Source organism: Streptomyces sp. A18, assembly GCF_059026065.1.
Map to the genome: position 1 here is coordinate 166,447 of NZ_JBWLKL010000012.1, position 25,590 is coordinate 192,036.

The window sequence follows — 25,590 nt, forward strand, 5'->3', positions numbered from 1 at the left end:
CTCCCGGCCGCCCGAGTGCGGCTGGGGGAGTTCTAGCGGCGTGCGCGCGGCAGCGTCAATGGCTTTGTCAGAACATTCTGACGACTGTGAGCGACTTGGGACCTACGGCCGTACGAGCGGCGCGCTCTACGGTCGTACGAGGAGCTGGAACTCGAAGGAGTAGCGCGAGGCGCGGTAGATGTGCGAGCCGAACTCGACCGCGCGGCCCGTGTCGTCGAAGGTCGTGCGCTGCATCGTGAGCAGCGGGGCCCCCGCCATCTCGCCGAGCCGCTCGGCCTCCTCGGCGGTGGCGGCGCGGGCGCCCACGGACTGGCGCGCGCTGTGCAGGGTGATACCCGCGCCGCGCATCAGGCGGTAGAGGCCGGTGGCCTCCAGGCGTGCGGTGTCGAGGGCGAGCAGACCGGACGGCATGTGGTTGCGCAGGTAGGCCATGGGCTCGCCGTGGGCCAGGCGGAGCCGCTCGACCAGGTGCACCTCGTCGCCCTCCGCGACGCCGAGACTGGCTGCCACCTCGGCGGACGCGGGCTCGACGGTGTTGTGCAGGACGCGGGTCTCGGGGCGCTGGCCCGCCGCCTCCAGGTCGTCGTAGAGGCTGCTGAGCTCCAGGGGGCGCTTGACCTGACTGTGCACGACCTGCGTTCCGACGCCCCTGCGCCGTACGAGCAACCCCTTGTCGACGAGCGACTGGATGGCCTGGCGGACGGTCGGCCGGGACAGGCCGAGGCGGCCCGCCAGCTCGATCTCGTTGCCGAGCAGGGTGCCCGGGGTCAGGGCGCCGCGCTCGATCGCCGCCTCCAACTGCTGGGACAGCTGGAAGTACAGCGGGACCGGGCTGCTGCGGTCGACGCCGAGCTGGAGGGAGACGGTCGGGTCCACGGCTGATGTGGCAGCTGATTTGGGCACGTGGCGAGCGTAGTCGCAGGGAATGATGACGGGAAGTTCTGAAGTTCTGTTGTCCGGACAAGCTCTGGACCGACGTACGGTCCGCGCTAACCTCCCTGACCAGCAACGGAGCATCGAATAGCTCCCTCGGAATGATCTCCGAGGGAGCTATGTGGTGGCTCGGGGGACAAGCGGGGGACAGCGCGTCAGGCGGCGCCCAGTGCGTCAGCCGGGGCCACAGCAGGCAAGACAAGGCGAAGATGAGGGCTGTCTTCACCGCGCTGACCAGGTTCCCTGGCTTCAGGGGCCGTCTCCTCCATCTTTGCCTCTGCGGTAGCAGCAGGTTCCTCATCCAGCTCTATGGCCGCCGCGAAGGGCTCCCCTGGGGTGGGCTGCTCCAATGCGTTGCGGCGCGGCACGAGGTCGACGGGTGCGTTGGCTGCCGCCTGTTCGAACTGCGGCATCAGTGAGGTGTAGGTGTCGGCGGTGAGCTGGTAGCTGCTGTGGCCGAGTAGGGCTTGGATGGCCTTCATGGACAGGCCTGCGGCGAGGCTGAGGGATGCGGCGCAGTGTCGTAGGTCGTGGAGTCGGATAGGTGGCAGGCCGAGACGTTTGATGAATCGCTCGAAGGCTTGGGAGACGTTGTTGGGGTGCCAGGGGCTTCCGTCGGCTTGGGTGAAGACCTTGCCGGAGTTGCTGTAGGGGCCGTACTTGTCGGGGTTGTCTCGGTGTTTTTGTTCCCACTCGGCTTGTTGGGCTTTCTGTACGTCGCGCCAGGCTTTGAGGAGGGCGAAGGTGGCGTGGTCGAGGGTGAGAGTGCGTTTGCCTGCCCGGCTCTTGGGGGTGTCCTCCCATACCTCGTAGGCGGTGTTGGTGGACAGTTGCTCGACGATCCTGGCGATGCCGTGGGTCATGTCGACTTCGGCCCAGGGCAGGCCTGATGCTTCGCCTCGGCGAGGGGCGCGGAAGACCATGAGGTGCCACATGATGTACATGGGGTGGGCAACTGCCGCGTCGAGGAACTCGCCGGTCTGGTCGGGGGTCCACACCATGACGGGGCTGGGCTTCTTGCCGGTGAGCTTCCAGCGAGCCACGCGCTCGTCGGTCCAGACGAGGGCTTCGGGGCGTTGGTACTTGGGGAGGGTGACGTTCTTCGCCCAGTTCTCGGTGATCAGTTTTTCGGTGACGGCGTCGCCGAGGGCTGAGGCGAGGGTGTTCTTGTACTTTCGCTGTGTGGCCGGGCCGGTGTGCTGGCGGGGTTTGGTGCGGGCTTCTTTGAGGGCGGTTCTGGCTGCGTCCCACCGCTGACGGAGGTGTCGGGGGCGGGGCGCGGGGGTCTGCTTCCATGCTCGGTAGGCGTCGTCGCATTCGGCTTTGGCCTGCTGGGCTGCGATCCGGTTTGCCTTCTTGACCGTGTTGGTCGCCCAGATTTCCTTGAACATTTCCTGGATGTGGCGCTCGCGTAGTTCGCGCATGGTGAGGTGGCCGAGTGCGGGTATGAAGGCGTGGTCGATGGTGATGCGGTAGTCCTCGCGGGTGCCGCGCTTGAGGTCAACGCGCTTGTCGAGCCAGCGGTTGAGGTAGGCGGCGACGGTCTCCTTGGAGTCGATGTCGATGCCGTCGGTGGCTTCGTCCCAGAGCTTCTGCGCTGCTTCCTGGGCTTTCTTGGAGGTGGGGAAGCCACCCTTGCGGGGTCGGCGGCGTTCTCCGCCTGGGCCGTCGGGGAGGTTGAGGTAGTAGTACCAGGAGCCGTGGTCCCGCTTCTTTTTCAATTGCGGGCACGCTGAGCCGAGTTCTCGGACTTTGGGTGTGCCGTTCGCGGCGAGGATCGCCTGGCCTTGCTCGTCGAGTTTCGGCTCGGTGCACTTGCATCGGCGGTAGATGCTGCCGTCGAACACGTGGGACCCCCTGGTTTGGGTTGGATCATCCGTACGTGTCCTGATCTTGCTGTAGTGAAGAAGACGCGTCCTTGGCCGTCGTATGCTTCCGGTCAGGTGGCGCGGGGAAGAGGGATGTGACCACCTATGACCTCATCTGTGACTGCTCCTGCTGCGCCTGCCCGTACAGGGGGCGGCATGTCGGTTGAGGAGCTGCGGTCGTTGCCGGCTGCGGTGAGCGTGGCAACCGCTGCCCGGGCGTTCGGGATCGGGACCGACAAGGCGTACGCGTTGATCAAGGCGGAGCGATTCCCGGCGAAGACGATCCCGGTGGGCGAGACGCAGAAGGTTGCGACGTTGAGCTTGTGGGAGGCGTTGGGGGTGTCTGCGTGAGGTGATGCGGTGCACCCTATGGGCTCGGCTTGGCGCCCCTCAGGGGTGCCCGGCCGGGCCCTTTTGTGCCCGCCAGGAGCGGTCGGCGGGCATTATTGGTGGACGTTGTTTACACCCCAAGGGTTGCAGTGACGTGCACCACACTCCAATTCTGTGTCGGCCTTCTGACGTGGGCAAACATGTCTTCGCGTGTGCAGGTGCAGAGTCTCGCAGCCGTCCGGGCCTGCATGCCAGATATCGTGACCTATTACGGAGCTAAGCGATCGCTAATGGGCAGGCGATCAGACTCCCGATGGGACGGAGACTCATGGCACGGCTGTCCGGCTACCAGAGCCGAGGAGTGCTGAACCTCGGGGAGACAGCCGCCCTACGCCAGGCCGCCTCCCGGCTGCTCGCCGGACAGAACCGGGCGGAGACGTGCCGCTGGCTGAACCGCGGGGGCTCTCGTACAACGCGTGGCAACGAGTGGGCTCCCGAAGTCCTGGTCCGGGTGCTGAGCCACCCGCACATGGCCGGTCTGGACAAGGACGGAAATGAGATCGAGGACTTCGGCTCGACGGTCCTTACGCCGGATGAATACCGGCGCCTGCTCGCGCTGTTCGTTGAGCAGAAGGGCCAACGGCCTGAAGCGCGGGAGGCTTTTGAGTACCTGCTGAGCGAGGGCGGGGCGGAGTGCGGCAGTTGTCAGCACGCGATGACGGGGACACGGGTGACCGGCGATGCCGATCCGTCCTACCGTTGCCCGCCGCCGCGGGTGCGGCAGCCGTCGTGTGGGCGGGTCAGGATGAATGCCGACCGGCTCGAAGATTCGGTGGCCGAGGAGGTACTTGCTGAACTGCTGCGGCCCGGAGCGCAGGAGCGTCTGGCGCGGCTGTTGGCGGACATCCGGGCCGAAGCTGCCCGCCTCAAGGACCACATTGCCGGAGCCGAGGCACGGTTCAAGGAGTTGGGCGGCATGCGTGACGTGCTGGTGCCGGCTGCGTACGCCGCTGCGGAGAAGGCCACAAAGGATGATCTACGTCAGTCCCGTATCCGGCTGCGGTACCTGGAACAGATGACGGATCTCCCGATCGAGGGAGTCACGAACCTGGTGGAGTGGTGGAATTCGGCTCCGCGGTCATCGCAGCGCGCGACGGTGTGCGTGGAGATCGTCAAGGTGCGGGTACTGCCGGTGGGTCGTGGCAAGCACCGTGATCCGAGTGAGCGGATTCAGATCGACTGGCGCCAGCCTGTGTAGGACCGAACTGACCACGATCGAGGGCCTTCGCAGCGTCGCTGCGAAGGCCCTCGATCGTGTGCGGGGTGCCGCTGGCTCGGCCTTGGGTGTTTCGGCCAGACCCTCGGATGCTCCGGTCAGGTCGCCAGGGCGTGGGCCTTGTCTGCGGGGACGACGCACATGAACCGCTGGCTGTAGTCGCTAAGCGGCGCGTAGGCGCGGAAGACGACTTCGAACTCTTCGTCGCCGTGGCCGGGCAGGTAGACCCAGCGTCGGTCGCCGTCGGGGTGGGTGACGGTGGTCAGGTCTTCTTCGAGGATCCTGCGCGCAACCTTGTCGCGTTCCTTGATCTCGGTGATGACTTCGGCCAGCCGCTTGTGGTCCGGATGCGCACGGGACCGTAGACGCAGTTGTGAGGCCATCGGTTTGGCCCAGTCTTCTTCCCAGTTGATGAGCTGGAGGCGGGCTTCAGGGAAGGTGAGGGCCCAGATCATGACGTTGACGCCGTGCTTCATCCACGGCCAGTCGCGTGCGCTTGCCGCGTTGTAGAGGAGGACGTCCCAGGCAAAGTCGGATATGTAGGCCGACCAGGGCTGGATGCGGATGAGGGCGGCCGTGGAGGGGTCCAGGTTCGAGGCGTCCGGACGGTAGAACAGCGGGGGTTCCTGGCTTGTGGCGTACACGAAGAGGGTGTGACGCTGGGCGGGATCGAGGTCGAGTATGCGAGCGATGCGTTGCAGCCACTCCGCTGAGGGGTTTGTGGCCCTGCCGTGTTCGAGGTCGCGGACCCAGGTCGTGGAGACTCCGGTGAGCTGGGCGAGCTCGACCTGCTTGATCCCGGGTTTGACCCTGGGGCCGAACCTTGCAGTGAAGCCCGCTACCTGGTTGGGGTCGCGCTGGGCGCGCCACATCTTCAGAAGCTGACCGAGCGGGGGCAGAGCTACCGACATCCGCACATTCCTCAATTTTTTACAGGTAAAGGCATAGGAAAGACTTAGCGGACCCTAACGCTTCCGTAATAGATCGCGAACTTCGCCACCTGTCACCTACCCCACATGAAAGACGTGCATATGCAGACATATGCGGTCGGATCGGGAAGTGCGGCATCAGTGTGGGTGGCGCAACTGGGGGTTGCGGCCGGTTCGGGCCATGCCGGGGTGGCCGAGAAAACTGACCAACCAGTGCAAAGTAGAAGGGTCTTAACGCGTTCCTAACGGAATCTTATAGACAAACCGTCCACAGGTTCGGCGTAACCCGCCACATCCGGGCGGCCCTGCTCCGACGAGTCCCCAGAGGTGACATCCCCTATGAGCCGCAGCGTCTTCATCACCGGTGGCAACCGAGGCATCGGTTTCGAGATAGCCAAGGCCATGGCGGAAGCCGGGGACAGAGTCGCGATCACCTACCGGTCGGGAGAACCTCCTGCCAGCCACGGCCTGTTGGCAGTGCAGTGCGATATCACCGACCCAGAGCAGGTCGACCTCGCGTTCAAGCAGATCGAGGCCGAGCACGGGCCGGTCGAGGTCCTGGTGGCAAACGCGGGCATCACCCGGGACGCGCTGCTGCTGCGCATGTCGGAAGAGGACTTCACCGACGTCATCGACACCAACCTCACTGCTGCGTTCCGGGTCGCCAAGCGCGCCAGCCGCAGCATGCTGCGCGCCCGCTCCGGCCGCCTGATCTTCGTCTCCTCCGCCGTCGCGATGCTCGGCGAGGCAGGACAGTCCAACTACGCCGCGTCCAAGGCCGGTTTGATCGGCTTCTCCCGATCCCTGGCGCGTGAACTCGGCTCGCGCGGCATCACCTCCAACGTCGTCGCACCGGGCCTCACCTCCACCGACATGACCGCGGTACTGCCCGCGGAGCGCATGGAGGCCCTGCTGGCCCAGATCCCGCTCGGGAAGGCCGCCCGCCCCGAAGACATCGCCGCCGCTGTGCGCTTCCTCGCCAGCGACGAGGCGTCGTACATCACCGGCGCCGTCCTGCCCGTCGACGGTGGAGTGGCTATGGGGCACTGAGCCCAGCCGACCCCACAAGCCCGGAGAGCGAGCCGTCGGATACGGACGAGGGGGCTCCGGACTTCTGGGGCTGGCGGCTGCGCAGTGCAGGGCAGCCGCCATTGCGCAGGGCCGGGCATGGGGCCGGTCCTGACGTTGTAAGGGGGCGGAAGTGATTGATGCGCAGCGCATCGTGGCGCTCGCGAAACTCCCCAGTCCAAAAGGAACGGGCACAGGCCGGGACAACAGCGCGGAGATCGCCCGGGCACTCAGCCATCTGCACCGCGAGCCGGACCTGGCCGCTCGGCCAATCTTGTGGAGCAGTGGCTTGTGTGCGGTTCAGCCGCTGGAAGCGGGCGAGGGCGGGGAGTTGATCGCGGCCGAGGATGCCGTGCGTGTGTGCGGCGTCTGCCCGATCCGTCAGGACTGCCATACGACGGTCGTGGCGGGTGCGCCGGTTGACGTCCGGCGGTGGCGTGAGCGGGCGAACCAGGGCGCCGAGCCGCCCACGCAGTAGGCGACGGATAGACCTGTAGGCGCCGGGTAACTCCCGGCGCCTACAGGTGTTTTCGCAGGTCAGGCCCGCGCATTGAGTGTGGTTGAGGTCACTTCCGGGGGCATGCCGGGAATGGACACCCCCTTAATAAAGAGTAGAATTGGATTACAAGGTGAGGGCAGGAAACCACACCAACTACCTCTTGGAGTCCCAGTGCAGCGCGTCGTGAAGATGTCCCAGGTCCACCGCAACCCGCGTCAGCCGCGCGAGTACTTCGACCAGGACGCGCTGAACGAGCTGGCCCAGTCGATCGACACGTACGGCCTCATGCAGGCCATAGAGGTCCGCGCCGACAACGAGCAGGGCGGCTACGAGATCGTCGCAGGTGAGCGCCGCTGGCGCGCCCATCAGATCCTCGGCCGCACCAAGATCCGTGTCACGATCACCTCGGAGAAGAACGAACTCCAGCGGTTCAAGCGGTCCATGTCGGAGAACGTGACCCGCGAGGACATGACGCCGTTCGAGGAGGCCCACGGCTACCAGCGGATCCTCGACGAGGAAGAGGGCGCGACCATCGAGTCCGTGGCCGCCGACTTCGCCAAGACCACCACGTACGTCAAGCTGCGCCTGGCACTGCTGGACCTGCGCATAGAGGTTCAGGAGCTTGTGCAGGACGGGAAGATCGGCACGCAGGCGGCTGTGCAGATAGCCGCGCTCAACTTCGCCAACCAGGGCTCCGTGCTGAGCAAGTTCGTGCGCGGCGAGTTCAGCGGCGACAACGAGATCGTGCACTTCGCCTTCGCGATGAAGCAGCAGCAGGACCAGGCTGTGCTGATGATCGTCGAGGAGATGACGGAGGAGCAGCGCACCGAGCGTGCCGCCGCGCAGACGAAGACCCGCACCACGCTCGACAAGATTGAGCAGGTGCGCGGGCTGCTCGACGAGATCGCGCGCACCGAGCCGATGAAGCTCGCCGAGATGCTCGACACGCAGGTCGGGGCACGCCTGGAGCAGCTCGACCGGGTCGCGGAATCCCTGACCAAGGCGCGCTTCCAGCTCAAGCAGGCCAAGGCGCACGCCGAGGCCAAGTCGCTGGTCACGGTCAACCCGGAGGCCGAGGCGGACAGCAACGCCGAGCAGGCGGACGACGCGGAGCGCGAGCCCGTAGCGGTCTGACCGCCGCGACTGCTGGGTGCGCGGGCGAGCCCTCCAGCGCGCCCAGCTTGCAAAGGGCCGTACACACCGGCCGCCCCTACCTCCCCTTCGCCACCTTCAGGAGACAGGTCCGTCATGCGCTACACCGCACCCCTCACCCCTGCCCAAGCCGAGCAGCTCGGCAAGGACGTCGGCGTGATCGTCGCCTTCACCGCCCAAGCTCTCAACCACATGCACGGCACAGACATCGGCCTCCTCATGAACGCCTTCACGTCCTCGAACGCTCTGGACGTCACCGCAGCCCGCTACTTGAAGGCCCTCGAGGAAGGACACATACCCGGAGAGGCCGCAGGCCGGGCGGGTACCGCTCTCATCCTCGACTGGGCAGACGCCGTCCTCGAAGCCAGCCAAACGCGGCAGTCGGACACGGTGTCGGCCTCTACGGCCACCGAGGCGACGCAGTGAGTACCGAGGCCGGGAAGAACTGGACGGTCATGGGCCCTGCCGACTTCGACGAAGCGGCCCCCAACCATCTGCCGGTATCCGCAGGCCCCGCGCGGATCCCCGCCACGCCCGACCGGTTCGGCACCGAGGCCCTGTTCGGCGAGCCGACGCCCGGGCCGCGGCCTCGCCCAGGGCGGCCGGTCGCGCCGGGCGATGTCGACGGCCAAGACGAACTCTTCTAACGCATTGCCTTCCCGGAGGAACTGCCGTGAGCAACAGCATCGAGACCCTGCTCAGCGATGTCCGAACCGCCCTGCACCGACAGCGCATCTGGTCACACGCACCGGACAAGAAGCGCGCCGGCTGGCATGCCCAGCCCACCGTGGTCGAAGGCCTCCCCGCTGTGACCCTGACGTGGCGCGGCGTGAAGATCCCTGCCTACCACGCTCACATGGCCGAGCTCAGTGCCGGAGCGGTGGCCGCAGGATGGCTCGTCCAGTTGGAGCGGCATCTGGAGAAGGAGTTCATCGTGGGGCGGCTCATCGAGGAGCGTCCCCATATCCGGCCTGGCCGCGCCCTCATCGCTCTCGTCATCTTCCATCCCGGAGACGGGCAGACCGGCCACTGACTCTCAAATCTCCTGTACGGAAGGACATTCCATGCCGACCCATCTGCCCGAACCGTCACCGACACGGCCAGCCGACGGAAAAGGCTTCAACCGGCTCACCTTGAACGCACACATGGGGGCGGGCGGTGCGCAGTGCGCCCTCAGGCCGAAGTCGTGGGCGACGCTGTTCGAGAGCTACGACACCCGCCGCGCCCAGTGGGGCGGCTTCGGGCACTGCATCCAGCAGGAACCAGACTGTGAGACCTGCCCGGTCCTCACCGATCTGGACACCTCTACCGAGCAGGTCACCTTCAACAGCCCGCGGGTACTGGTGCGCATCGAGACCACCATCGGCCCGGACTCGACGTTCAACGCCGCGCTACTCACCACTCTCTGGATGACCGACCAGCCCGACGATCCGGACTACCGCCGCAACGGGCAAAAATGGACCTGGCAGCGGATCCGGCGCCTGGAGAGTTGGGAGCTCGGCCGCCGGTGCCGTGACGAGATCGGTGAGGGCTTCTGGCTACACCGCACCGCTCATGCGGCCGCGCCACAGGTCGACGTCCGCACCAAGGTCCGCGGGACGTCCACCCGGCACGCATTCTTCGTAGACCAGACCAGAGCTGCCTTGCTCACCTGCTACGGCCAATGCCGACACGACGACGGGCAGTTGCTGAACGTGATCGGGCACCACACCCCCGAGAAGGCGAACGACGATGTCCTACCGCTGCACTCGTGGCAGCTCAACCTCCCGAGCGACACCAGCCGTGGCCGCCACCTGGTGATCGGGGCGAACTGGGGTGCCTGCAGCGTCACTTTGATGGCGGGCCGGCAAACCCTCGCACGGCTGTCGTTCAGCGGGTCTGCGTGGACACCAGAGCAGATCCACGGAGCGGCCGCCGCTCTACTCTCGCTTACCGAGGGCTGACGCTGTGGCCACCTACACCCCGCCGCGCCCGTTCTTCCTGCCGGACACGTATCTGCCCAACACGGCAACGACGCCCTGGACATGCCGCTCTTGCGCCAGCGCCTGGCCGTGCGAGACCGCCAGCACGTACCTCACGCCGGGCAGCTGCCAGTGCGGTTCCCGGACGTACTGGGAGAGGAACGGGCCGCGCCCACTGGCACTGCGGCCCCACCTGCTACAACGATGCCGACCGGATGGCCGCGCTCGCCGAGGAGCTGCACCAGTACCACCAGGCTCATCCCCATTACCCTCCCCCACGCCCCGATCCGCCTCGGCGCAGGCGCCGCCAGCGGCCGCCGTACGCGCACACGCCGAGCGGGCCCGGCGACATCCGGCCCGGAACGTGGCTGTGGGTCAAACCTGGTGGACTCCACTCCGCCTGAGGCGACATACACCGTCTGGCGATGCTCAACTACCTCGACGCCCCGGTCTGTGAAGTGTGGCTGGACGACACCACCGTCCACCGGGTCAAGTCGCAGCTGCTGATCCTGGAATGCACGAAGAGCATCAGCGATGCCCGTGCAGCGGGGATCACCACACTGGTCGATAAGACCGGCCCGCGGCCGTGGCCGCTGTTGCCGCAGTGGCGGTGGCTCGGCTGGAGTATGGCCGAGCACCTGGCGCATCGTGAGGCGGACGGCCCCGCTCCCGGTCCCGAGCCAGAACAGGTGAGCCTCTTCGCTCCGATCTCAACTCGGCTTACCTGACCCGCTGTTGTCGTGCCCGAGGTCACATAGGGGAGCTGGACACCCCCACCTTAGAGAGTAGAATTAGACCATAAGAAAGAGGGGCGGACGCCCCGGCCGCGAATCAGCAAGGAGCACCGTGTTCGCCTCCCCGATCGCCGTGGACGCCCATGAAACCCTCGGCGTCGCTGCCCCCGAGTGCGACGAGTGCGAGGGCTCGGGACTGGTGACCTATTGCCACGGCCCGTACGAGCGGGAGCGGGAATGCGATCACTGCCACGGCTTCGGCCGCCGCCTCCCCTGCCCGCACTGCACCGACGGCACGCAGCCCGGAACAGGCGACACCTGCCCGACCTGCGACGGGTACGCCTCGCTCCATTAACCCGAGATAGGTCCCAACTAATAAGGAGATCGACCATGAATCTTGGAGACGCCCTCGCCCACGAGGCGCTGACCACAGGAACCCGCGCCACTCGGTCAGCGGCACCGCCCGGGGCGACCCGGCTGGCCATCACCCTGCCCAGCGGCAGTATCCAGCACTTCCAGCGGCCCCTCGCCGGCACCCCAGAAGACTGGCGCGCCACCGACTTCGAGGACACCGGGGCAGGCTGCTCGTTCAATGAGCCCGTCACCGCCGAATGGGGCCGCGGCCTCGACGCTCTCACCTCCGCAAGCATCCGCTGAACAGCAAGGAGACACCCTGATGAGCCTCGCAATGCGCACCGCCGTCACACCGGTCAAGCCCGCACCCGAGGGCAAGCTCCGACTGTTCGGGCAGGTGGTCAACCATGCCGCCGACCCGATCACCGGCGAGGAGCTCAACATGGTCCGCTGGGACGGCGCACCGAAGGCCCTCCCGTACTACGACGACGAACTGGCCATCGTCGACTGAGCACAGAACCCACCCCAAATAGGTCGCGATAAAAAGTCGTGTTAGGTTCGTGATCGTAGTCGAGCCCAGGCACGGCCCGATCAACCACCCGAACTTCCGGACGGGCAGCGACCCCCCGCGCCCCGCCCGCCCGGAACGGCTCGTCAGATACGAGCCACCCCATGGGTCGGGACCCGCACCCCACTGCGAGTCCCGGCCCACCCATGGAGACCCAGATGCCTGCTGGAACAACCGGATGCGACGACGACCTCTACGAAGCCCTCATCGCCGAGCGATACGGACGGCCGATGAGCGAACTCCTCCAGGAAGAGACCCGGCGCCCGCTGCCGGAACTCCTCAAGGAACGGCACCGTCGCCCCGCACCCACGCCCCCTTGGCGAGCAGGCGTGCCACTGGCACCGGACCCCGAAGCCGCCGAGCACAGGGCCCTCCTCGAAGAGGCAATCGCCCCCAGGCCGCGCCGGAGGACCGCGTGACCGAGGAGCAGTTCCGCCGGCACGTACGCCAGCTCGCCGCGCTCCGCGGCTGGACCCTCAGCTACCACACCCACAACTCGCAGCGCAGTGACGCCGGATGGCCCGACGAGGTCTACGGGCACCCGAAGACCAAGCGCATCATCTTCGCCGAGTTCAAGTCCGACACCGGGCGCATACGCCCCGCTCAGCGCGACTGGCTCAAGCACCTCGCCGCCTGCGGCCTCGAAACCACGCTGTGGCGGCCCAAGGATCTCGACCACATCGTGGGCGTCCTCGCCCCCGACGGCCCGCGCGCCCAACTCCCCGACAATTTCTGACAAGGGAAACAAGCCCCGTGCACGACCGCACCAAGCAGCACTCCGAGATCCCGCCGATGCCCGGAGCAGTCTGGTGCAGCTCCTGCGACAGTTGGTTCAACCCCATCACCAACACCTGCCGCTGCAACAACCGCTGACCACCCCCGGGAAGACCGCCATGACCAGCTCTGCTCACATCACCGGCCACACCACAGCGCCCTCCGGCACTGAACCGGACCGCGGGCAGAGCACCCCGATCACAGGCGTCAGCAGTGAGCAAGCCCTCACCAAGATCGCCCGCCTGGCCAACGAACTCTGCGAGCACCTCGCCGACGGCCAGTGGCACGCAGCCGCCCGGATCAGGGACCTCGCCGAAACTCTGCACAACGCCGGAGACCGCTGAATGCACGCCCGCTTCGAACCCCTGCCTGCCCCCACCCGCAGCCAGGAGGCGCACGACACCGCCCAGGCCCTCCGCGAACACCCGGGCGAATGGGCGCACATCGAAGACCTCGGGAACCTGAACCGGGCAACCAACCTCGCATACCGCATCCGGACCGGCCGCCACAGCGCCTTCCGTCCGGCCGGCGCATTCAACGCCACCGCCCGCCTCACCGACGACGGCACCGCCAGCGTCTACGCCTGCTTCATCAGCACCGCACAGCGGTAACTCTTCGCCGCGCAGCACTGGCTCCGCCACAGATGCGGTGAACGGCCCGGCCCGGCCGCTGACACCGGCATCTAACGTCCAAGTGCCAGAGGCGCCGCGGCGCCTTGGACGAACTTTCGGTGCTCTTCGACCTCGACGCCACGAAACGCAAGGCCACGGTCGAGTACCCGATCACCCCCGGGCAGTGGTAATCGCCACAAGCGCCACCGAGGACACGGCCGCGGGGTTCCGGGGCTGTTGATCTGCACAGCGAGAGTGAGGTGCTCTGGCTTGTGACGCGCGTGGCGTGTCAGACCGACGGATCCGTTCCGGCCTCGGCGGCCTTGCGGATGTGTTCAGCGAGTGTCGTATACCCCACGGGCACGGAGGCCTCACGGACACGTCGCAGCGTAGCCAGGGCGTGGCCCTTGCTGCCTCGGGGCAGAGCCATGAGCTGGGTCCGGCTGAGTACATGAAAGGTCCACTGCCTGAGATCCAGGGCGTCGTACTCGTCGTGTGTGCGGACGCTGTGGACAGCGAAGACGTAGACGTCGGCCTGGAAGCCGCGCGCCTCTGGCGGAAGGTACTTTCCGGTGTCTGGGTCAACGGGCACTATCTGAGGGACGTCCCACCGGGGGTCCTTGCTGGCCTGAGGTTGTGTCCACGCCTGAACGTAACCGCCTGCCTTAACCTCGATCTTGATGCCGTCGGGAGTCAGAACGTCGTAAGCGTCCCACTCCACGCGGTTCGCGGTCGCGCCCACAGCCCGGGCGACCAAGAATTCTGCCAGGTAGCCACGCAAGGTGTTTGTCCGAAGGTCGGACATCGCGAAGCGCCAGAAGTCCATGACCGCGGCATCTATGCCTTTGAACGCCTCCTCACCGGATAAGGGCGAAGCCGAGGGCGCCTTGATAGGTCCGTCGGGGAGAGTGTCGGGTTCGTGCACCATGCCACCAAGGATCACCGACCAGCAGTCCGATGTCTGCAGCAGGACGCGGTCACGTGGCATGACCCGACGAGGGATGGCCCCTGAGACTCACACAGAACGACATATGGGCCCCCACCGGCCAGCGTTGGGTCAGGCCGTCCCGACCGGCGGTCGACCCGGGATGTAGCCCTTCCATTCCGACTGCTCAACGATCGCAGGCCATTCGCCGGGCGGTGTGACCGCCGGCGGGGGAACGTCGGTGAAACCCGTGGTCCACAGGGCGCCTCCTTCGGCTTCGAGGAGTGGCACGAACGGCACCTGGAGCCCATTGGATCCAGTGGGCGGGTCGAAGTGCCATCCCCAATCCCTGTCGAAGAGACGCCCCCCGAAGCTGACCCGGTCCTTGCCGGACGCCACGCAGGCGCCCATGGTCTCGAAGTCCACCCATGGGACCGCCAGGTACGGCCATATCCCCTTGGGCCCGGCAGGACCCCATACCTCGATCCCGGCGTGAGACGTGCGCGTCGCGGCCACCACCAGATCGCTGATCGTCTGCGATGCCGGAGCAGTCGCCCCCAGTTCGCTGAGCTCTACTTCGAGTTCCAACCCTCCGGACACCCGTCCGCGACCTCGATTGCGTACTGCTCGAAGACGCGCTGCCGAGAATCAGGCTCGGTCGCCAGCTCGACCTTCATGTCGCCGAGTACGAGAGGACCGCGATCGGTCAGATGAAGACGGGAATCCAGCGGGGTCAGGCGGATCGTCTCTCCATCGAAGTTCACGAGTACAGCTCCTCCATGGACGTCGTCTCTCGCTTCGAGCACCTGGGAACTCCCCCAAGTCCCCTGCCCGTTAACCGTCACGAGTCCCCGCAGCATCCCCCGTCTGCGGGGACTCGCCAGTTCAGTGACCCGAGGCTATGCCTATCGCATCAGCGCGGCCCGCGACGGAATCACCTCTATGAGGCTACGAGTTTGGCCAGTTTCTCGTACGAGTAGTACCCAGGAGGCGGCTCGTGCTCCTGCACTGTGTCGATGAAACCAGTCCACAACTCTCGGTCATCAGCCCGCAGGTGACCCGTTCCGTTGTACAGCGTCACCGCATGCAGAACCATGTCGCCAGCTTCCCGACACTGGTTGTTACCGGACCAGGTGTCCAGAATCTCCGCTAGCTCCTCGCGTGACAGGAACTTCGCGCAAGGCAGGAGCGCGGTTTGTGCCAGCCATTCAGCAGTCCTGAAACTGCGTGTCTTGTTGAGCAGGTCCGCCAGGTACTTGGTGAAGTACGCCGACGGACGTTGCTCGATCACCTTCGCTATGTCGACGCTGCCCAGCTCGTCGAAGGATGTCTTGAGAACGGGCATCTCGTGACGAATGGCGTCGACGGCGACCAGCGACAACACCCTGTGCTCGTCTTCAGCGAACGGGCGGTCAAGGCCTGCCAGTCCTGCGATCCGCGTGGCCAGATGGCTTCTGGTCGGTTCGTCGAGCGCGCTCCAGAACACATCCAGGTCCCCGAGTCGGGAGACGGCACGAATCTGGACGTCTGCGCTCTGGGTGCTCAGCCTCTCGACGGCCTTCGCGACGCCCTCCTGGACGAGGGTCCGGTCGCGGTCTGCGAATGCGCGCAGGCAGGGGGCCATCCGATCGGCAAGTAGGCCGGGATCCAGCGGCTCCGGGGCGTCAAGTTCGAGGACCGCATGCTTGGCGGCCAGATCCACAAGGCGCTTGCGGGCTGCCGGTTTGACCCGGTCGAAGAACGCGTGGGTGAGGTACTCGCTACTGGCCGCGAAGTCTGGGTCGGCCACGTAGTCCCGGAAGCGTTGGAGGACCTGCCGGCCCTGCACAGGAGGATGAATCAATAGAGCGTCCAGCGCGGCAACCAGATGCGCCCGGGCGTACTCCGGAGACGGGGTGAAGAGTTCACCGTGTGGCCTGAGCGAAGGATGGGCACACAGGTGCCGATCTTCCTTCAGCCGCTCCAGGTCACGCTTCTCCACGAAGTCGATGAGCTCAAGCTGTTCGGCTGAATCCAGCAGGTTCCGCTCGACGTCCTGCATCGTCTTCACAGCTTGGGCGTCGTTTTGTGTGCGGGCCCGTTCGATCTTCTTCGCGATGTCTTCTGCCGACTTCTCACCGTCCTCGGCGAGACGACTGATCTTTTCGATCAGGTCGGCGCACACTGCACCCCAGGTGAGAAGGATGCTGGCACGCGCGGCTCCCGTCGCATAGCTGCGGTGTGCCTCGATCACCATGGGCCGGATGTCGGGATTCCAAACGCGGCCGAGTCCTTCTTCCAGGTCCCTCACCCGGCGCTCCCTCCTCCATGCCCATCGCGTAGCCCGAGTGTAGATCGCTGCTGGGCACAGTGTTTCCCATTCAGTGATCACGGTCGGCGGGCTGCGGATCTTGGCGCTCATCCGAATCCCATCCAAGCCTTCAGGACAGCGGCACCGATGGGGTACGTAAGGTGACGTCAAGCGGTTGTGCGGGGTCTGGGGGCATTGTGGGAGCTGAGCAGCAGCGGCGGTCTCGGATCGTGGGCTTCTGGCGTGCGGTGGAGCTGTTCAGTCCGCAGAAGATCCCCTCGGTATCGGCACGTGAGCGGGTGTACGCCGTTGCGGAGGACGAGCCTCTGCCTTGGGAGGACGACCACCCGCTGCGGTCGGTGCAGCTGGAGCCGGGGTTCGTGTGGCAGCACGTGGTGTACGGCGGTACGTACGCGCTGCGGACTGTGCGTGACGAGGTCCTGCAGGTCTTCGGCGAGAACGAGGAAGACCACGATGGGCGGCTCGACGGCGAGAGCGCCATGTTCGCGCTGACCGTCAACGACGAGGGGCGTCTGCTTCTCGACTCTCCAGTGCTGTCTACCTGTGCTTGGGCCACAGGTCGGGCGTTGCACCCAGGGCCCGCCCGGCCAGGTTGGCTGGACGGCTTCGACGAGGAAGAAGCGGCATGGCTCGCCCGCGCCGCAGACCTCGGCGAGGAACTGGCCGATGAACTGCCCGACTTCGACGCGGCTGACTCAGACCCCGACGGCGAGGAGGACGAGGACAAGGTCGGCTTGTACCGGTTGTCCGCGAAGGATCTGCTGGGCTTCGTGCACGATCTTGCCCAAGCCTGGAACGTGACGGATGCTCTACAGCCTGAGGAGATTCGGGTCCGGAGCGTTGCGGTGCGGCAGAAGCAGGCCGATGACGCCGATCAGCAGGACTTCCTCAACAGCTTCTATGTTGCCGATCTCGACCTGGTCTCACGCGCCCTGCAGACGCGGGAGCCTGGGGCAGGCCTGGCGGCCTATCTGACGCCGGGAACGCAGGTGAACGCCGCGTGGCGCATCGACCTGCGAGAGCAGCCGCAGGCAGCCTTGGACGCGGTAGTGCCCGGACACACTCCGATGGGTCGTTGGCCGGCGAACCCGAAGCATCCTTTGGCTCTCAGCCAGCAGTTCGCGGTGAACACCATCTGGAGTGAACTGGCTGAATCGAGTGGGCTGTTCGCTGTCAACGGACCGCCCGGCACAGGTAAGACGACGATGCTCCGCGACTGCTTCGCCGCTGTGATCGTGGAGCGTGCTCAACGTCTTGCGTCGCTGCGCATGCCCTCAATGGCATTCGTCGATAAGGAGCCGTACCGGTGGCAGAGCGGCGACTACACGCGTACGGTCACCGCGTTGAAGCCGGAGTTCACGGGTTTCGAGATGGTGGTCGCCTCGGCCAACAACGGGGCCGTGGAGAACATCTCCACCGAGATCCCGGCCCGCGCGGCCCTCGGCGATTTGTGGAGTGGGGACGCCGGCTACTTCTCCGAACAGGCAACCCGGCTCCTCAAGGGCGCGCCGGCTTGGGGTGCAGTCGCGGCCAGGCTGGGAAACAAGAAGAACCGGATGGAGTTCATCAACCGGTTCTGGCATGGCAAGTACAAGATGGATGACGAGCAGGCGCCGCCCCCGCCAAAGGGCCGCCGTCCGCGCAGTCGGGATGCCTGGATCGACAGCGAGCAGGGCGTCGCGCACCTGCTGCGTGAATGGAGTCGGCAGCCGCACAGTGGTGTGTGGCGGGAGGCCAGGGAACGGTTCCGCCAGGCTTATGCCCAGGTAGAGCAGTTGCAGGCCGAGCGTACGGCCGCCGCGGCAGCCCTTGGACGGGTGCCGTCCGCAGGCGCCGCCTTGCGGGCAGCCGAGCGGGCGGTCGCGGACAGCGACACCCGCGTACATGAGGCTCGCGCGCAAGTAGCGAGCGAGACAGCCGTACTGCAGCACGCTGAGGCGGCTCTCCACGAGGCGCAACAAGTGCTCGATGCCCATGCTCGCCGGCGTCCCGGTTTTGTCGTGAGCATCAGCACGCTGGGCCGTGCGGCACGGGAGTGGCATCAGCGCGACCAAGAACTCGCTGGCCACGTGGACACAGCTCGCAGCGTTCGTGACCCCGCAGCAGCATCGCTGTTCAGTGCCCAGCAGGCAACGACTCAGGCCGAGCACACTCTGGACGCGTACCGTCAGCAGCAAGCTTCGGCAGCCGCTCAGCTTCAGGCGCTACAGGAGACCGTTGCCCAGGCCCGTGCTGATTGGGGCGAGCACGTCCCGCAGGAGGCGTGGCTTCACGACGACACGACCCGCGAACTTGCTGCACCTTGGGGGGACGAAGAGATCGCCCGGGCCCGCGCCGAACTGTTCCTCGCAGCGATGGGGCTGCACGAGGCGTTCCTGCGGTGCACGGCCCGCACCATGTACGCCAACCTGATGGCGGCTATGGACGCCGTGGCCGGCGCGATCCCCAAGACCGTCTCCGCGGAGCATGTGAAAGCCGCCTGGCAGAGCCTCTTCCTGCTGGTTCCCGTCGTCTCAACCACGTTCGCCTCTCTGGACCGGGTCTTTGGACGCCTCGGGTCGGAGGCGCTGGGCTGGTTGTTCATCGACGAAGCCGGACAGGCGACCGGGCAGATGGCCGTCGGCGGCATGTGGCGCGCCGCCCGCACCGTCGTCGTGGGTGACCCCCTGCAGCTCGAACCGGTCGTGGTCTTGCCCTGGACCGCGCAGCGGGCCCTGGGCGACGAGCTGGGCGTCGACGCGGAATGGGCCCCCAGCCGCACCTCGGTCCAACAGCTCGCCGACCGCACTAACCGCTACGGCACACTGCTGCCTGCCGAACTGCCCGACGGGTCCCAGGAAGTGTGGGTGGGCAGCCCTCTGCGAGTTCACCGACGCTGCGACAACCCCATGTTCGCCATCAGCAACGCGATCGCATACGACAACCTTATGGTCTTCGGAACCCCTGATCGGGGCGACTACCGCTACCGGCCCCGAAGCTGCTGGGTGAACGTAGAGGCCACCGAAGCAGACGGACACTGGATCCCCGAAGAGGGCCGTGCTCTGCGCCGCGTACTGGAGAAGCTCCGCGACGACGCCGGTGTCGACCTCACCCAAGACGTCTACGTCATCAGCCCGTTCCGTCAGGTCGTGCGCGGCGCAGAGCGCGCCTGCCGTGGACTGCTGCCCAATTCACGGGTCGGCACGATCCACACCACACAGGGCAAGGAGGCCGACGTCATCATCGTCGTACTCGGCAGCGACCCACGGCGTCCCGGCGCCCGCTCATGGGCGGCCTGCCGGCCCAACCTCCTCAACGTCGCAGTCAGCCGCGCCAAGCGCCGCCTGTTCGTCATCGGGAACCTCGGCTCATGGCGCGATCAGCGGTTCTTCTCCACCCTCGCTGACGAGCTGCCCGCCCACACCTGGCAGCCGTGAGATCACTTGGCCCTCGGGCCGTCGTGCTCCATCCACGGTTTGCCGCTCCCTTTCAACGGCTTGGTGAAGCTCGACGTTGCTTCCTCTACTCCAGCACCACGATGCGAACCCCATCGGGCGCGGCGACAGCTATGCGCTTGAGCTCAGCCAGACTCGTGGTGAAAAGCACCCAGGCTCTGCGTCCAGGCCACCGCTGCCAGTCCAGTTGATCCGGATCAGGGCAGACGATTCCGTACACGGAACCGTTCGCATAGAGCGGCGTCCCACCGGCCAGGGTCTCATCGGCCTTCACAGTCGGCTGGACACCTGTCTCCCTTCGCACCCAGGTATCCGCAGCGGCGACAAGCCGCTCGTCAATCCGCCCCTTCAACATCTGCGAGGGCACCGTGCCGAAGGCTTCCTGTGGCAGGCGTCGGCCAGGGCGCGGCAATGCACACGCCCTGGAGGGCCACATGCCGGTCATATGGAATGCGACTTCGCGGGCCATAGTCGCGGGATCCGATCGGCCGAAGGATGAAAGTTGGACCGTTCCCTCAACCGGGCTCCTGCGGGCTCGCCGCCTTGCCTCGGCGAAGTCCGCTGCTAGAGACACGTATTGGGGAGCGGTCCACACGTGCTGCCACCAGTGCTCGCCGACCTGCTCAGGATCGTCGAAGCGGTGGATCACCACTCGCCGACTAAGGGCCCAGCTCACCATCTCCCGTAAGGGAGCGTGCACCAACTCCCATTGCCCGTGACCACCGGGGCACGGCAGGCGCGGCGGCCGGTGCAGGCAAGGCTCGGTGACGAACCGAGCGAGCCCCTCGGTGACCTCCCACACTGCGCGCTGCCCCTCCACCGGAGGCCGGGCAAGAACGGTGGGCACGCTTCCGCGCCAGCGGCGAGGCCGCGTCGTCACCCAGCAAACTTGAACATCGTCGGCGCTGTACCGGTCGGTGCGCTCCCGGACGTCGCCTTCGGTGATGGACGAGAGCTGCGCTTCCCACGCCATGCGTAACGTCCCGTCGGGCGAGGTGGCCAGGACATCGGCCCGCCACCTCCCCTCGGGACCCACCACCTCCAGAGCTCCGTGCCACCCGGCATCGCGTGCCGCGGTCACCAACTCCACTTTGAGCAGGCGATGCTCCATCGACTCACCGGCCAAGCCGCACTTCGGCGCCCCAGGATCGTGAGCGAAGAAGCGCAGCCCAAGGTACGACGCCTTGGCGTGTACGCCGTACCCGCACTCGGGACACGACAAGGCGGCCCGAGGACGGACACGGTGAACGGCCTGCCACGCCCAACCACAACCGAGGTCCGCGGCCGTGGCATCAATCCGGCCCTTCTCGGCATGCATCGCCGTCATCGGCACCAGGTGCTCCCCCTTCTTGTCTCCCTTCCGAACTCACTGTGGCAGCAGTCACTGACATTGCCGCCTTGCTACAGCGGGCCGAGCCGATCCCAAGGGTTGGAGGGCATAGATGATTGCTGCGGGATGGCTCCGCTGGGGTTGCCATCCGGGTGCTGGTTGATCCAGGACAGGCCGCCGAGATCCAGCTGGTTCCGGGCACGGGTGACCGCGACATAGGCGAGTCGTGCTTCCCCATCGTCGATGTCGCCGGGCAGTGGGTTGCCGTCCTCGTCGGTCTCTTCTGCATCGACGGGCTCGGTGAAGTCGTCGCCGATGCGTACAGATGCCCATTCTCGGCCTTTGGCCTTGTGGGCGGTGGAGACGACGATGTCGGCGCCATGCTCGACGGCGAGCTTGTCGACGGCAGCGAGGATGACGTCAACGCCGTGTTCGTCAACAAGGTCAACCAGGGGCAGCAGGTCCCTGCCCGAGGGGTCGTATTCCGCGTACTCCTGCAGCTCGCCCCACGTATCGAAGAGGATCAGCTCGGGGTGACTGCTTCGCTTGCCAGCCTTCAGGTCCCTGGCCGCCTCAGCAAGGGCGCGCAGGGCTTTCCCTCCGCCGACGAGGGCCACGCGACGGCCTCGTTCGAGCTGGTTCATGACCTCGAGCATGGCGCCCACGTTGGACCGGCACAGGATGGCGTCCGGGTGCTCGACTCGTTCGAGCCTGGTCGAGATGGCGGTGGTGCCGGCCAGCCGGATCGGGGAATCGACGATACGCAGCCACCGGTTCGCCTCGTCGGCCAGATCGGGTCCGAACCGGAAGGACTGGGACAGCGCAAGCTCGGTGCCGTCGAAGTCGCTCATGACGTCGCGGGCGCCACGCCACCCGTAGATGGCCTGCGCGGAGTCACCGACCATCACCAATTGGGTCCGGCTGCGCTGCGCGTTGAAGACCTTCTCTACAACCGGGTTGGTGTCCTGCGCTTCGTCCAGGAGCAGGAAGTCCGCTTCGATCCGGGGTTCAGTGAGCGCCCAGATCTTCAAGTAGTGGTCATGATCGAAACGCACATAGCCATGATCGGGATTCTGAAGGTCCTCCCACGCCTTGTGCGCGTACGGCAGGACGACATCGACGAGTTGGGCATGCAGGTCCTCCATCTCAATACCTCGAAGTCGCGGGACGTGGTACCGCTGGATCGTCGGGTCTGCGGACTGACAGAACCGTGTAACAGTCCGCAACACCGTGTAGGAGAGCGCCTTGTTGGTGACGTTGCGTTCCCCGATCCGGATGCGCATGTTGAGGCCGATACCGAGGGACGCTCCGGTCTTCCAGCCAGGAACACGGGGCGCGTTGATGCGAGCTGCGTAGTGATAGCCCACAGCAGCGAACGCCAGCGAATGAGCGGTCTTGCACTGCACGTTGCTCGGGAGCTTAGCCGCCGCCTCCATAGCGATGGACTTGCCGAAGGCGATGTACCTCCCTCGCTTCTTCGTGCTTTCCGCAAGCATGGTGAGGGTCGTTGTCTTGCCTGTTCCGGCGCCCGCTTGCAGGACCAGGTGATCACCACGGTTGAAGGTGTCCACGGCGACGCACTGCTCGGAGGTGGGGGTGGGCATCATGCTCCTCTCGACTGCGACCACAACGGTCGTCTCGCCGTTGGTGTAGCAGCAGCCTCTGACAACGCCCCCGACATAAATAGAACAGCGATTCACTGCCCGAACCCGCGCCCCGGAGGCATCCTGCTTCTGTCGCTCGCTTCGGCGAAGACCGCCCTGATTCCGGCCGCTACTGCGCGACCCAAGTGGCATGGAGCACAGCACGCCGACAGCTTTGCGCTGCCGCATCTTCTCGGGACGAGCCCAGGTGCACCGACCTGATGTATACCGGGGGCATGACGCACGAGCTCGTAGCGGTATGCGATCACTGTCTGGAACTCGTTCAGGACGGTGACGGCGTACCGGAGGTTGATACCGACACGGCAGACCGGGCACTCCGTGCCTGGAGGGAAACCGACAGCGCGGACTACGCCGTGTTCCACGCGTCAGCCGGCACCCGCCCCGTCAAGTGGGCGGTACGCCACCACAGCTGCGGCAAAGCCCCTTCATTCGTCTGCACGATCACGGTCGACCGAGTGCGTTCCTGGACCGCGCTGCTGGATTGGAGCGTGCACCTGAGCAGCAAGCACTGGCTAGCCGGAACCGACTGGTTCGACTTGATCGACCGGGCACTGCATCCGCGGCGAGCCGCTGTCAGCGGCATCCTGCCACAAAGTCCGCGCGACACCAGCCGCGGAATTGTCGGCGATCTCTCTTAAGTCACGGCCGGGGCACGGCACACCGGACTTCCGGGCTCTCAGTCGAGGCCGTGCAGGGGGATTCCACCGTGGAGGAAGGCCGCTTGATCGCCTAGGCTCGTGGCCAGGGCGCGGGGCTGGAGCCTCATGTCCTCGTCTACTCGCATACCGGCCTCGCTCGCTGAGCTAGCGGCTCCGATCGGCGACCTGAACCCGTACCACCGCAACCCGCGCAATGGCGATCTTGACTCCATTACCGAGTCGCTGTCGACGCACGGCCAGTACCGGCCGATCGTCGTCAACCTCGGCACCCTGACGGGGCGCCCCAACGAGATCCTCGCCGGCAATCACACCTTCAAGGCGGCCAAGCAGCTTGACTGGGACGAGATTGCGGTCACCTGGCTCGACGTAGACGACGATGCGGCAGCGAAGATAGTGATCGTCGACAACCGTACGAGCGATCTCGCCGGGTACGACAGCGTGCTCCTGGCAGACATCCTCACCGAACTCCCTGACCTCCAGGGCACGGGATACGACCAAGAGCAGCTCGACCAGCTCCTGGACGAGACCGCGCTTCCCGAGCCGATCGAACTGCCCTCCGACGGGGCAGACACCGGCGCGGCCGCGACGGTGGACTACCTGCAGTGGGGCTACATGCAGTGGTCCTCCACCCGTGTACGGATCACGCAGGCCGAGGTCGAACTCCTTGACGCGCTGTACAGGCAGTTCGTCGGCGACCACGACTCCGACCTCGGCTTCGGCTGGCACGTCCTCAACGACGAGCACCGCGCCACAGAGGGAGCGGTCGCGTGAACCCTCTCGACGTACGCTTCGACCCCGCCTACCCGCTGGAGAAGCTGCGGCCCGCGGACTACAACCCGCGGCACCTGTCCCCTGAGTCATTCGTGCGGCTTCAGGCGTCTCTGAAGAGGCACGGCGTGGTGAAGCCGGTCATCTTGAACGCGGACGGCACGCTGGTCGCCGGCCACCAGAGGACCAAGGGGTTGAAGGCGATCGGGCAGACGACCACGGCGGCGATGATCCTGCCGCAGAAGGTGCGCCTGCAGGACGAGATCAAGTTCAACCTCCTCCACAACCGCGTCGAAACCGAATCGTCCGTGGTCTACGCGGACCCGGGCCCGATCGGACAGTGGTCGTGGATTCCGTGGCAGACCATCGAAGTTGAGGAGTCGAAGAACCTGCCATTCCAGCAGGCAATCGGCTTCATGACCGCCGCCCACGGCCCCTGGGGATCCGTGGTGATCGACGACCAGGGCCGCATCGTCCTCAACGCCGAGTACGCGGCCGTCGCCAAGGCCCAACGCTTCGACATCCTCGCCTGGACCTGCGCCTCCTTCGACGCTGGCCAGCTCATCGAGGACCTCACCGGCGAGTACGGCGTCTACGACTGGACCGGCCTCGAAGAACAAGCCCCCGTATGGAATCAGCACATCGTGCAGCCCAACCGGCTACGCGAGCACTCCTCGAAGGCCAAGGCCGACAAGGTTCGCTACAAGTCCGAGGTATGGGAGCGCCTCGTCCTGCCATGGCTGACCACCTCGCACCGGGTGGTGGACTTCGGGGCCGGGCACGGCGACTACGCCCGGCACCTTCGCGGCAAGGGCTACAAGATCCACGACTACGAGCCGTACCGCACTCTGAAGGGCAAGTACGCCGTCGACATCCGCACCATCGTCGGCCAGATCCGCAGCATCGAACGCGAGCTGAAGGAGAACGGTCTCTACGAAGTCGTGGTCCTAGACTCCGTGATCAACGCGACCACGAGCCTCGACTACCAGCACTGGGTGCTAACCACCGTCAACGCGCTCTGCGCGGCAGACGGGCAAGTCTGCATCGGGACACGCAACTTGGAGCGGGAGTTGGCGTACGAGAACTCCGAGCACTCCATCAGCCGCGACTCCACCCGCCTGTCGTTCCTCGACAGCGAGAACGTGGATATGAGATTCGTGCGCGGCAAGTGGCAGCGCATCCGCTACCACACCCCCGAGTCACTACGCGGACTCCTGTCCCGCTACTTCGAGGACGTGGAGATCAGCGACACCACCCGAGCCACCGTGAAGGCGACCTGTCGCAAGCCGCGCCCCCTCCGCGACGCGGAATACAAGAAGGCTTTTTCCAAAGAATTCAATATGCCCTACCCCAACGAATTCCGACACAACAAACATGACGGAATATCGTCAATTTTGATAGAATTGATCAAGGAAAGGAATTCCACACTAGAGGAGTGAGAA

Annotated in this window: 30 protein-coding genes; 21 read left to right on the forward strand and 9 right to left on the reverse strand. The window is 65.9% G+C overall.

Annotated elements, in window-relative coordinates; all coding sequences use genetic code 11:
- Window positions 1-126: 126 nt before the first annotated feature.
- Window positions 127-876: a GntR family transcriptional regulator gene (locus tag AC5P1C_RS21140; RefSeq protein WP_493867488.1), complete on the reverse strand. Its 750-nt coding sequence runs from the start codon at window positions 874-876 to the stop codon at window positions 127-129.
- 212 nt (window positions 877-1,088) lie between these two features.
- Entirely contained in the window at window positions 1,089-2,780 is a 1,692-nt protein-coding gene (locus tag AC5P1C_RS21145) for a site-specific integrase (RefSeq protein ID WP_493867435.1), read from the reverse strand.
- A 177-nt stretch (window positions 2,781-2,957) separates the two neighbouring features.
- On the opposite strand from AC5P1C_RS21145, the gene AC5P1C_RS21150 reads away from it, so the two are divergent.
- Together AC5P1C_RS21150 and AC5P1C_RS21155 are read left to right on the forward strand one after the other, a co-directional pair.
- Entirely contained in the window at window positions 2,958-3,152 is a 195-nt protein-coding gene (locus AC5P1C_RS21150; RefSeq protein WP_493867436.1) for a DNA-binding protein, read from the forward strand.
- Window positions 3,153-3,459: 307 nt separating this feature from the next.
- A complete protein-coding gene (locus AC5P1C_RS21155) occupies window positions 3,460-4,389 on the forward strand; it encodes a recombinase zinc beta ribbon domain-containing protein (RefSeq protein WP_493867437.1) in 930 nt (309 codons plus the stop codon).
- Window positions 4,390-4,505: 116 nt separating this feature from the next.
- On the opposite strand, the gene AC5P1C_RS21160 is transcribed toward AC5P1C_RS21155, so the two are convergent.
- Window positions 4,506-5,318, reverse strand: coding sequence for a helix-turn-helix domain-containing protein (locus tag AC5P1C_RS21160; RefSeq protein WP_493867438.1), 813 nt, complete (start codon window positions 5,316-5,318; stop codon window positions 4,506-4,508).
- Window positions 5,319-5,675: 357 nt separating this feature from the next.
- Between AC5P1C_RS21160 and AC5P1C_RS21165 the strand changes: the two genes are divergently transcribed.
- The 15 genes from AC5P1C_RS21165 to AC5P1C_RS21235 all read left to right on the forward strand — a co-directional run bounded on the left by AC5P1C_RS21165 (window position 5,676) and on the right by AC5P1C_RS21235 (window position 13,057).
- A complete protein-coding gene (locus AC5P1C_RS21165) occupies window positions 5,676-6,386 on the forward strand; it encodes a beta-ketoacyl-ACP reductase (protein WP_493867439.1) in 711 nt (236 codons plus the stop codon).
- Between the two features lie 151 nt (window positions 6,387-6,537).
- Entirely contained in the window at window positions 6,538-6,882 is a 345-nt protein-coding gene (locus AC5P1C_RS21170; RefSeq protein ID WP_493867440.1) for a hypothetical protein, read from the forward strand.
- Between the two features lie 192 nt (window positions 6,883-7,074).
- Entirely contained in the window at window positions 7,075-8,037 is a 963-nt protein-coding gene (locus AC5P1C_RS21175; RefSeq protein ID WP_493867441.1) for a ParB/RepB/Spo0J family partition protein, read from the forward strand.
- Window positions 8,038-8,151: 114 nt separating this feature from the next.
- Window positions 8,152-8,481: a hypothetical protein gene (locus AC5P1C_RS21180; RefSeq protein WP_493867442.1), complete on the forward strand. Its 330-nt coding sequence runs from the start codon at window positions 8,152-8,154 to the stop codon at window positions 8,479-8,481.
- On the forward strand, window positions 8,478-8,702 hold the full coding sequence (locus tag AC5P1C_RS21185) for a hypothetical protein (RefSeq protein ID WP_493867443.1): 225 nt from the start codon (window positions 8,478-8,480) through the stop codon (window positions 8,700-8,702). The genes AC5P1C_RS21180 and AC5P1C_RS21185 overlap by 4 nt, the downstream gene beginning before the upstream one ends.
- 26 nt (window positions 8,703-8,728) lie before the next feature.
- Entirely contained in the window at window positions 8,729-9,088 is a 360-nt protein-coding gene (locus tag AC5P1C_RS21190) for a hypothetical protein (protein WP_493867444.1), read from the forward strand.
- A gap of 31 nt (window positions 9,089-9,119) precedes the next feature.
- Entirely contained in the window at window positions 9,120-9,998 is an 879-nt protein-coding gene (locus AC5P1C_RS21195; protein ID WP_493867445.1) for a hypothetical protein, read from the forward strand.
- Between the two features lie 443 nt (window positions 9,999-10,441).
- On the forward strand, window positions 10,442-10,744 hold the full coding sequence (locus AC5P1C_RS21200; protein ID WP_493867446.1) for a hypothetical protein: 303 nt from the start codon (window positions 10,442-10,444) through the stop codon (window positions 10,742-10,744).
- A gap of 118 nt (window positions 10,745-10,862) precedes the next feature.
- Window positions 10,863-11,105, forward strand: a complete 243-nt coding sequence (locus AC5P1C_RS21205) for a hypothetical protein (RefSeq protein WP_493867447.1) — start codon at window positions 10,863-10,865, stop codon at window positions 11,103-11,105.
- Between the two features lie 35 nt (window positions 11,106-11,140).
- Complete coding sequence (locus AC5P1C_RS21210; RefSeq protein WP_493867448.1) at window positions 11,141-11,407, forward strand: hypothetical protein; 267 nt, start codon at window positions 11,141-11,143, stop codon at window positions 11,405-11,407.
- Between the two features lie 19 nt (window positions 11,408-11,426).
- Window positions 11,427-11,615: a hypothetical protein gene (locus tag AC5P1C_RS21215; protein WP_493867449.1), complete on the forward strand. Its 189-nt coding sequence runs from the start codon at window positions 11,427-11,429 to the stop codon at window positions 11,613-11,615.
- 215 nt (window positions 11,616-11,830) lie between these two features.
- Window positions 11,831-12,091, forward strand: a complete 261-nt coding sequence (locus AC5P1C_RS21220) for a hypothetical protein (protein ID WP_493867450.1) — start codon at window positions 11,831-11,833, stop codon at window positions 12,089-12,091.
- A complete protein-coding gene (locus tag AC5P1C_RS21225; protein ID WP_493867451.1) occupies window positions 12,088-12,408 on the forward strand; it encodes a VRR-NUC domain-containing protein in 321 nt (106 codons plus the stop codon). The genes AC5P1C_RS21220 and AC5P1C_RS21225 overlap by 4 nt, the downstream gene beginning before the upstream one ends.
- Window positions 12,409-12,565: 157 nt before the next feature.
- Entirely contained in the window at window positions 12,566-12,790 is a 225-nt protein-coding gene (locus tag AC5P1C_RS21230; RefSeq protein ID WP_493867452.1) for a hypothetical protein, read from the forward strand.
- Window positions 12,791-13,057, forward strand: a complete 267-nt coding sequence (locus AC5P1C_RS21235) for a hypothetical protein (protein WP_493867453.1) — start codon at window positions 12,791-12,793, stop codon at window positions 13,055-13,057.
- A gap of 289 nt (window positions 13,058-13,346) precedes the next feature.
- Here AC5P1C_RS21235 and AC5P1C_RS21240 read toward each other — a convergent pair whose 3' ends face one another.
- The 4 genes from AC5P1C_RS21240 to AC5P1C_RS21255 all read right to left on the reverse strand — a co-directional run bounded on the left by AC5P1C_RS21240 (window position 13,347) and on the right by AC5P1C_RS21255 (window position 16,272).
- Window positions 13,347-13,985: a hypothetical protein gene (locus AC5P1C_RS21240; RefSeq protein ID WP_493867454.1), complete on the reverse strand. Its 639-nt coding sequence runs from the start codon at window positions 13,983-13,985 to the stop codon at window positions 13,347-13,349.
- A 129-nt stretch (window positions 13,986-14,114) separates the two neighbouring features.
- Window positions 14,115-14,570, reverse strand: a complete 456-nt coding sequence (locus tag AC5P1C_RS21245) for a hypothetical protein (RefSeq protein ID WP_493867455.1) — start codon at window positions 14,568-14,570, stop codon at window positions 14,115-14,117.
- Window positions 14,555-14,746 (reverse strand): hypothetical protein, encoded by a 192-nt coding sequence (locus AC5P1C_RS21250; RefSeq protein ID WP_493867456.1) that lies wholly within the window; start codon window positions 14,744-14,746, stop codon window positions 14,555-14,557. Before AC5P1C_RS21250 ends, AC5P1C_RS21245 begins: the two co-directional genes overlap by 16 nt.
- 176 nt (window positions 14,747-14,922) lie before the next feature.
- On the reverse strand, window positions 14,923-16,272 hold the full coding sequence (locus tag AC5P1C_RS21255; protein WP_493867457.1) for a hypothetical protein: 1,350 nt from the start codon (window positions 16,270-16,272) through the stop codon (window positions 14,923-14,925).
- Window positions 16,273-16,502: 230 nt separating this feature from the next.
- Between AC5P1C_RS21255 and AC5P1C_RS21260 the strand changes: the two genes are divergently transcribed.
- Window positions 16,503-19,709: a DEAD/DEAH box helicase gene (locus AC5P1C_RS21260; RefSeq protein ID WP_493867458.1), complete on the forward strand. Its 3,207-nt coding sequence runs from the start codon at window positions 16,503-16,505 to the stop codon at window positions 19,707-19,709.
- A gap of 85 nt (window positions 19,710-19,794) precedes the next feature.
- Here the strand turns inward: AC5P1C_RS21260 and AC5P1C_RS21265 are convergent, their stop codons facing one another.
- Together AC5P1C_RS21265 and AC5P1C_RS21270 are read right to left on the reverse strand one after the other, a co-directional pair.
- A complete protein-coding gene (locus AC5P1C_RS21265) occupies window positions 19,795-21,054 on the reverse strand; it encodes a competence protein CoiA (protein WP_493867489.1) in 1,260 nt (419 codons plus the stop codon).
- 74 nt (window positions 21,055-21,128) lie between these two features.
- Entirely contained in the window at window positions 21,129-22,661 is a 1,533-nt protein-coding gene (locus AC5P1C_RS21270) for a UvrD-helicase domain-containing protein (RefSeq protein ID WP_493867490.1), read from the reverse strand.
- A gap of 275 nt (window positions 22,662-22,936) precedes the next feature.
- Between AC5P1C_RS21270 and AC5P1C_RS21275 the strand changes: the two genes are divergently transcribed.
- The 3 genes from AC5P1C_RS21275 to AC5P1C_RS21285 all read left to right on the forward strand — a co-directional run bounded on the left by AC5P1C_RS21275 (window position 22,937) and on the right by AC5P1C_RS21285 (window position 25,587).
- Window positions 22,937-23,359: a hypothetical protein gene (locus AC5P1C_RS21275; RefSeq protein WP_493867459.1), complete on the forward strand. Its 423-nt coding sequence runs from the start codon at window positions 22,937-22,939 to the stop codon at window positions 23,357-23,359.
- Window positions 23,360-23,485: 126 nt separating this feature from the next.
- On the forward strand, window positions 23,486-24,151 hold the full coding sequence (locus AC5P1C_RS21280) for a ParB N-terminal domain-containing protein (RefSeq protein WP_493867460.1): 666 nt from the start codon (window positions 23,486-23,488) through the stop codon (window positions 24,149-24,151).
- Window positions 24,148-25,587, forward strand: coding sequence for a methyltransferase domain-containing protein (locus tag AC5P1C_RS21285; protein ID WP_493867461.1), 1,440 nt, complete (start codon window positions 24,148-24,150; stop codon window positions 25,585-25,587). Before AC5P1C_RS21280 ends, AC5P1C_RS21285 begins: the two co-directional genes overlap by 4 nt.
- The last annotated feature ends 3 nt before the right edge of the window (window positions 25,588-25,590 follow it).

What these genes read in the sequence shown, in the direction of transcription:
- AC5P1C_RS21150 (WP_493867436.1), top strand. Translation starts at nt 2,958, where the DNA reads ATGTCGGTTGAGGAGCTGCGGTCGTTGCCGGCTGCGGTGAGCGTGGCA.
- AC5P1C_RS21155 (WP_493867437.1), top strand. Translation starts at nt 3,460, where the DNA reads ATGGCACGGCTGTCCGGCTACCAGAGCCGAGGAGTGCTGAACCTCGGG.
- AC5P1C_RS21160 (WP_493867438.1), bottom strand. Translation starts at nt 5,318, where the DNA reads ATGTCGGTAGCTCTGCCCCCGCTCGGTCAGCTTCTGAAGATGTGGCGC.
- AC5P1C_RS21165 (WP_493867439.1), top strand. Translation starts at nt 5,676, where the DNA reads ATGAGCCGCAGCGTCTTCATCACCGGTGGCAACCGAGGCATCGGTTTC.
- AC5P1C_RS21180 (WP_493867442.1), top strand. Translation starts at nt 8,152, where the DNA reads ATGCGCTACACCGCACCCCTCACCCCTGCCCAAGCCGAGCAGCTCGGC.
- AC5P1C_RS21195 (WP_493867445.1), top strand. Translation starts at nt 9,120, where the DNA reads ATGCCGACCCATCTGCCCGAACCGTCACCGACACGGCCAGCCGACGGA.
- AC5P1C_RS21200 (WP_493867446.1), top strand. Translation starts at nt 10,442, where the DNA reads ATGCTCAACTACCTCGACGCCCCGGTCTGTGAAGTGTGGCTGGACGAC.
- AC5P1C_RS21210 (WP_493867448.1), top strand. Translation starts at nt 11,141, where the DNA reads ATGAATCTTGGAGACGCCCTCGCCCACGAGGCGCTGACCACAGGAACC.
- AC5P1C_RS21215 (WP_493867449.1), top strand. Translation starts at nt 11,427, where the DNA reads ATGAGCCTCGCAATGCGCACCGCCGTCACACCGGTCAAGCCCGCACCC.
- AC5P1C_RS21220 (WP_493867450.1), top strand. Translation starts at nt 11,831, where the DNA reads ATGCCTGCTGGAACAACCGGATGCGACGACGACCTCTACGAAGCCCTC.
- AC5P1C_RS21230 (WP_493867452.1), top strand. Translation starts at nt 12,566, where the DNA reads ATGACCAGCTCTGCTCACATCACCGGCCACACCACAGCGCCCTCCGGC.
- AC5P1C_RS21235 (WP_493867453.1), top strand. Translation starts at nt 12,791, where the DNA reads ATGCACGCCCGCTTCGAACCCCTGCCTGCCCCCACCCGCAGCCAGGAG.
- AC5P1C_RS21240 (WP_493867454.1), bottom strand. Translation starts at nt 13,985, where the DNA reads ATGGTGCACGAACCCGACACTCTCCCCGACGGACCTATCAAGGCGCCC.
- AC5P1C_RS21265 (WP_493867489.1), bottom strand. Translation starts at nt 21,054, where the DNA reads ATGACGGCGATGCATGCCGAGAAGGGCCGGATTGATGCCACGGCCGCG.
- AC5P1C_RS21270 (WP_493867490.1), bottom strand. Translation starts at nt 22,661, where the DNA reads ATGCCCACCCCCACCTCCGAGCAGTGCGTCGCCGTGGACACCTTCAAC.
- AC5P1C_RS21275 (WP_493867459.1), top strand. Translation starts at nt 22,937, where the DNA reads ATGACGCACGAGCTCGTAGCGGTATGCGATCACTGTCTGGAACTCGTT.
- AC5P1C_RS21280 (WP_493867460.1), top strand. Translation starts at nt 23,486, where the DNA reads ATGTCCTCGTCTACTCGCATACCGGCCTCGCTCGCTGAGCTAGCGGCT.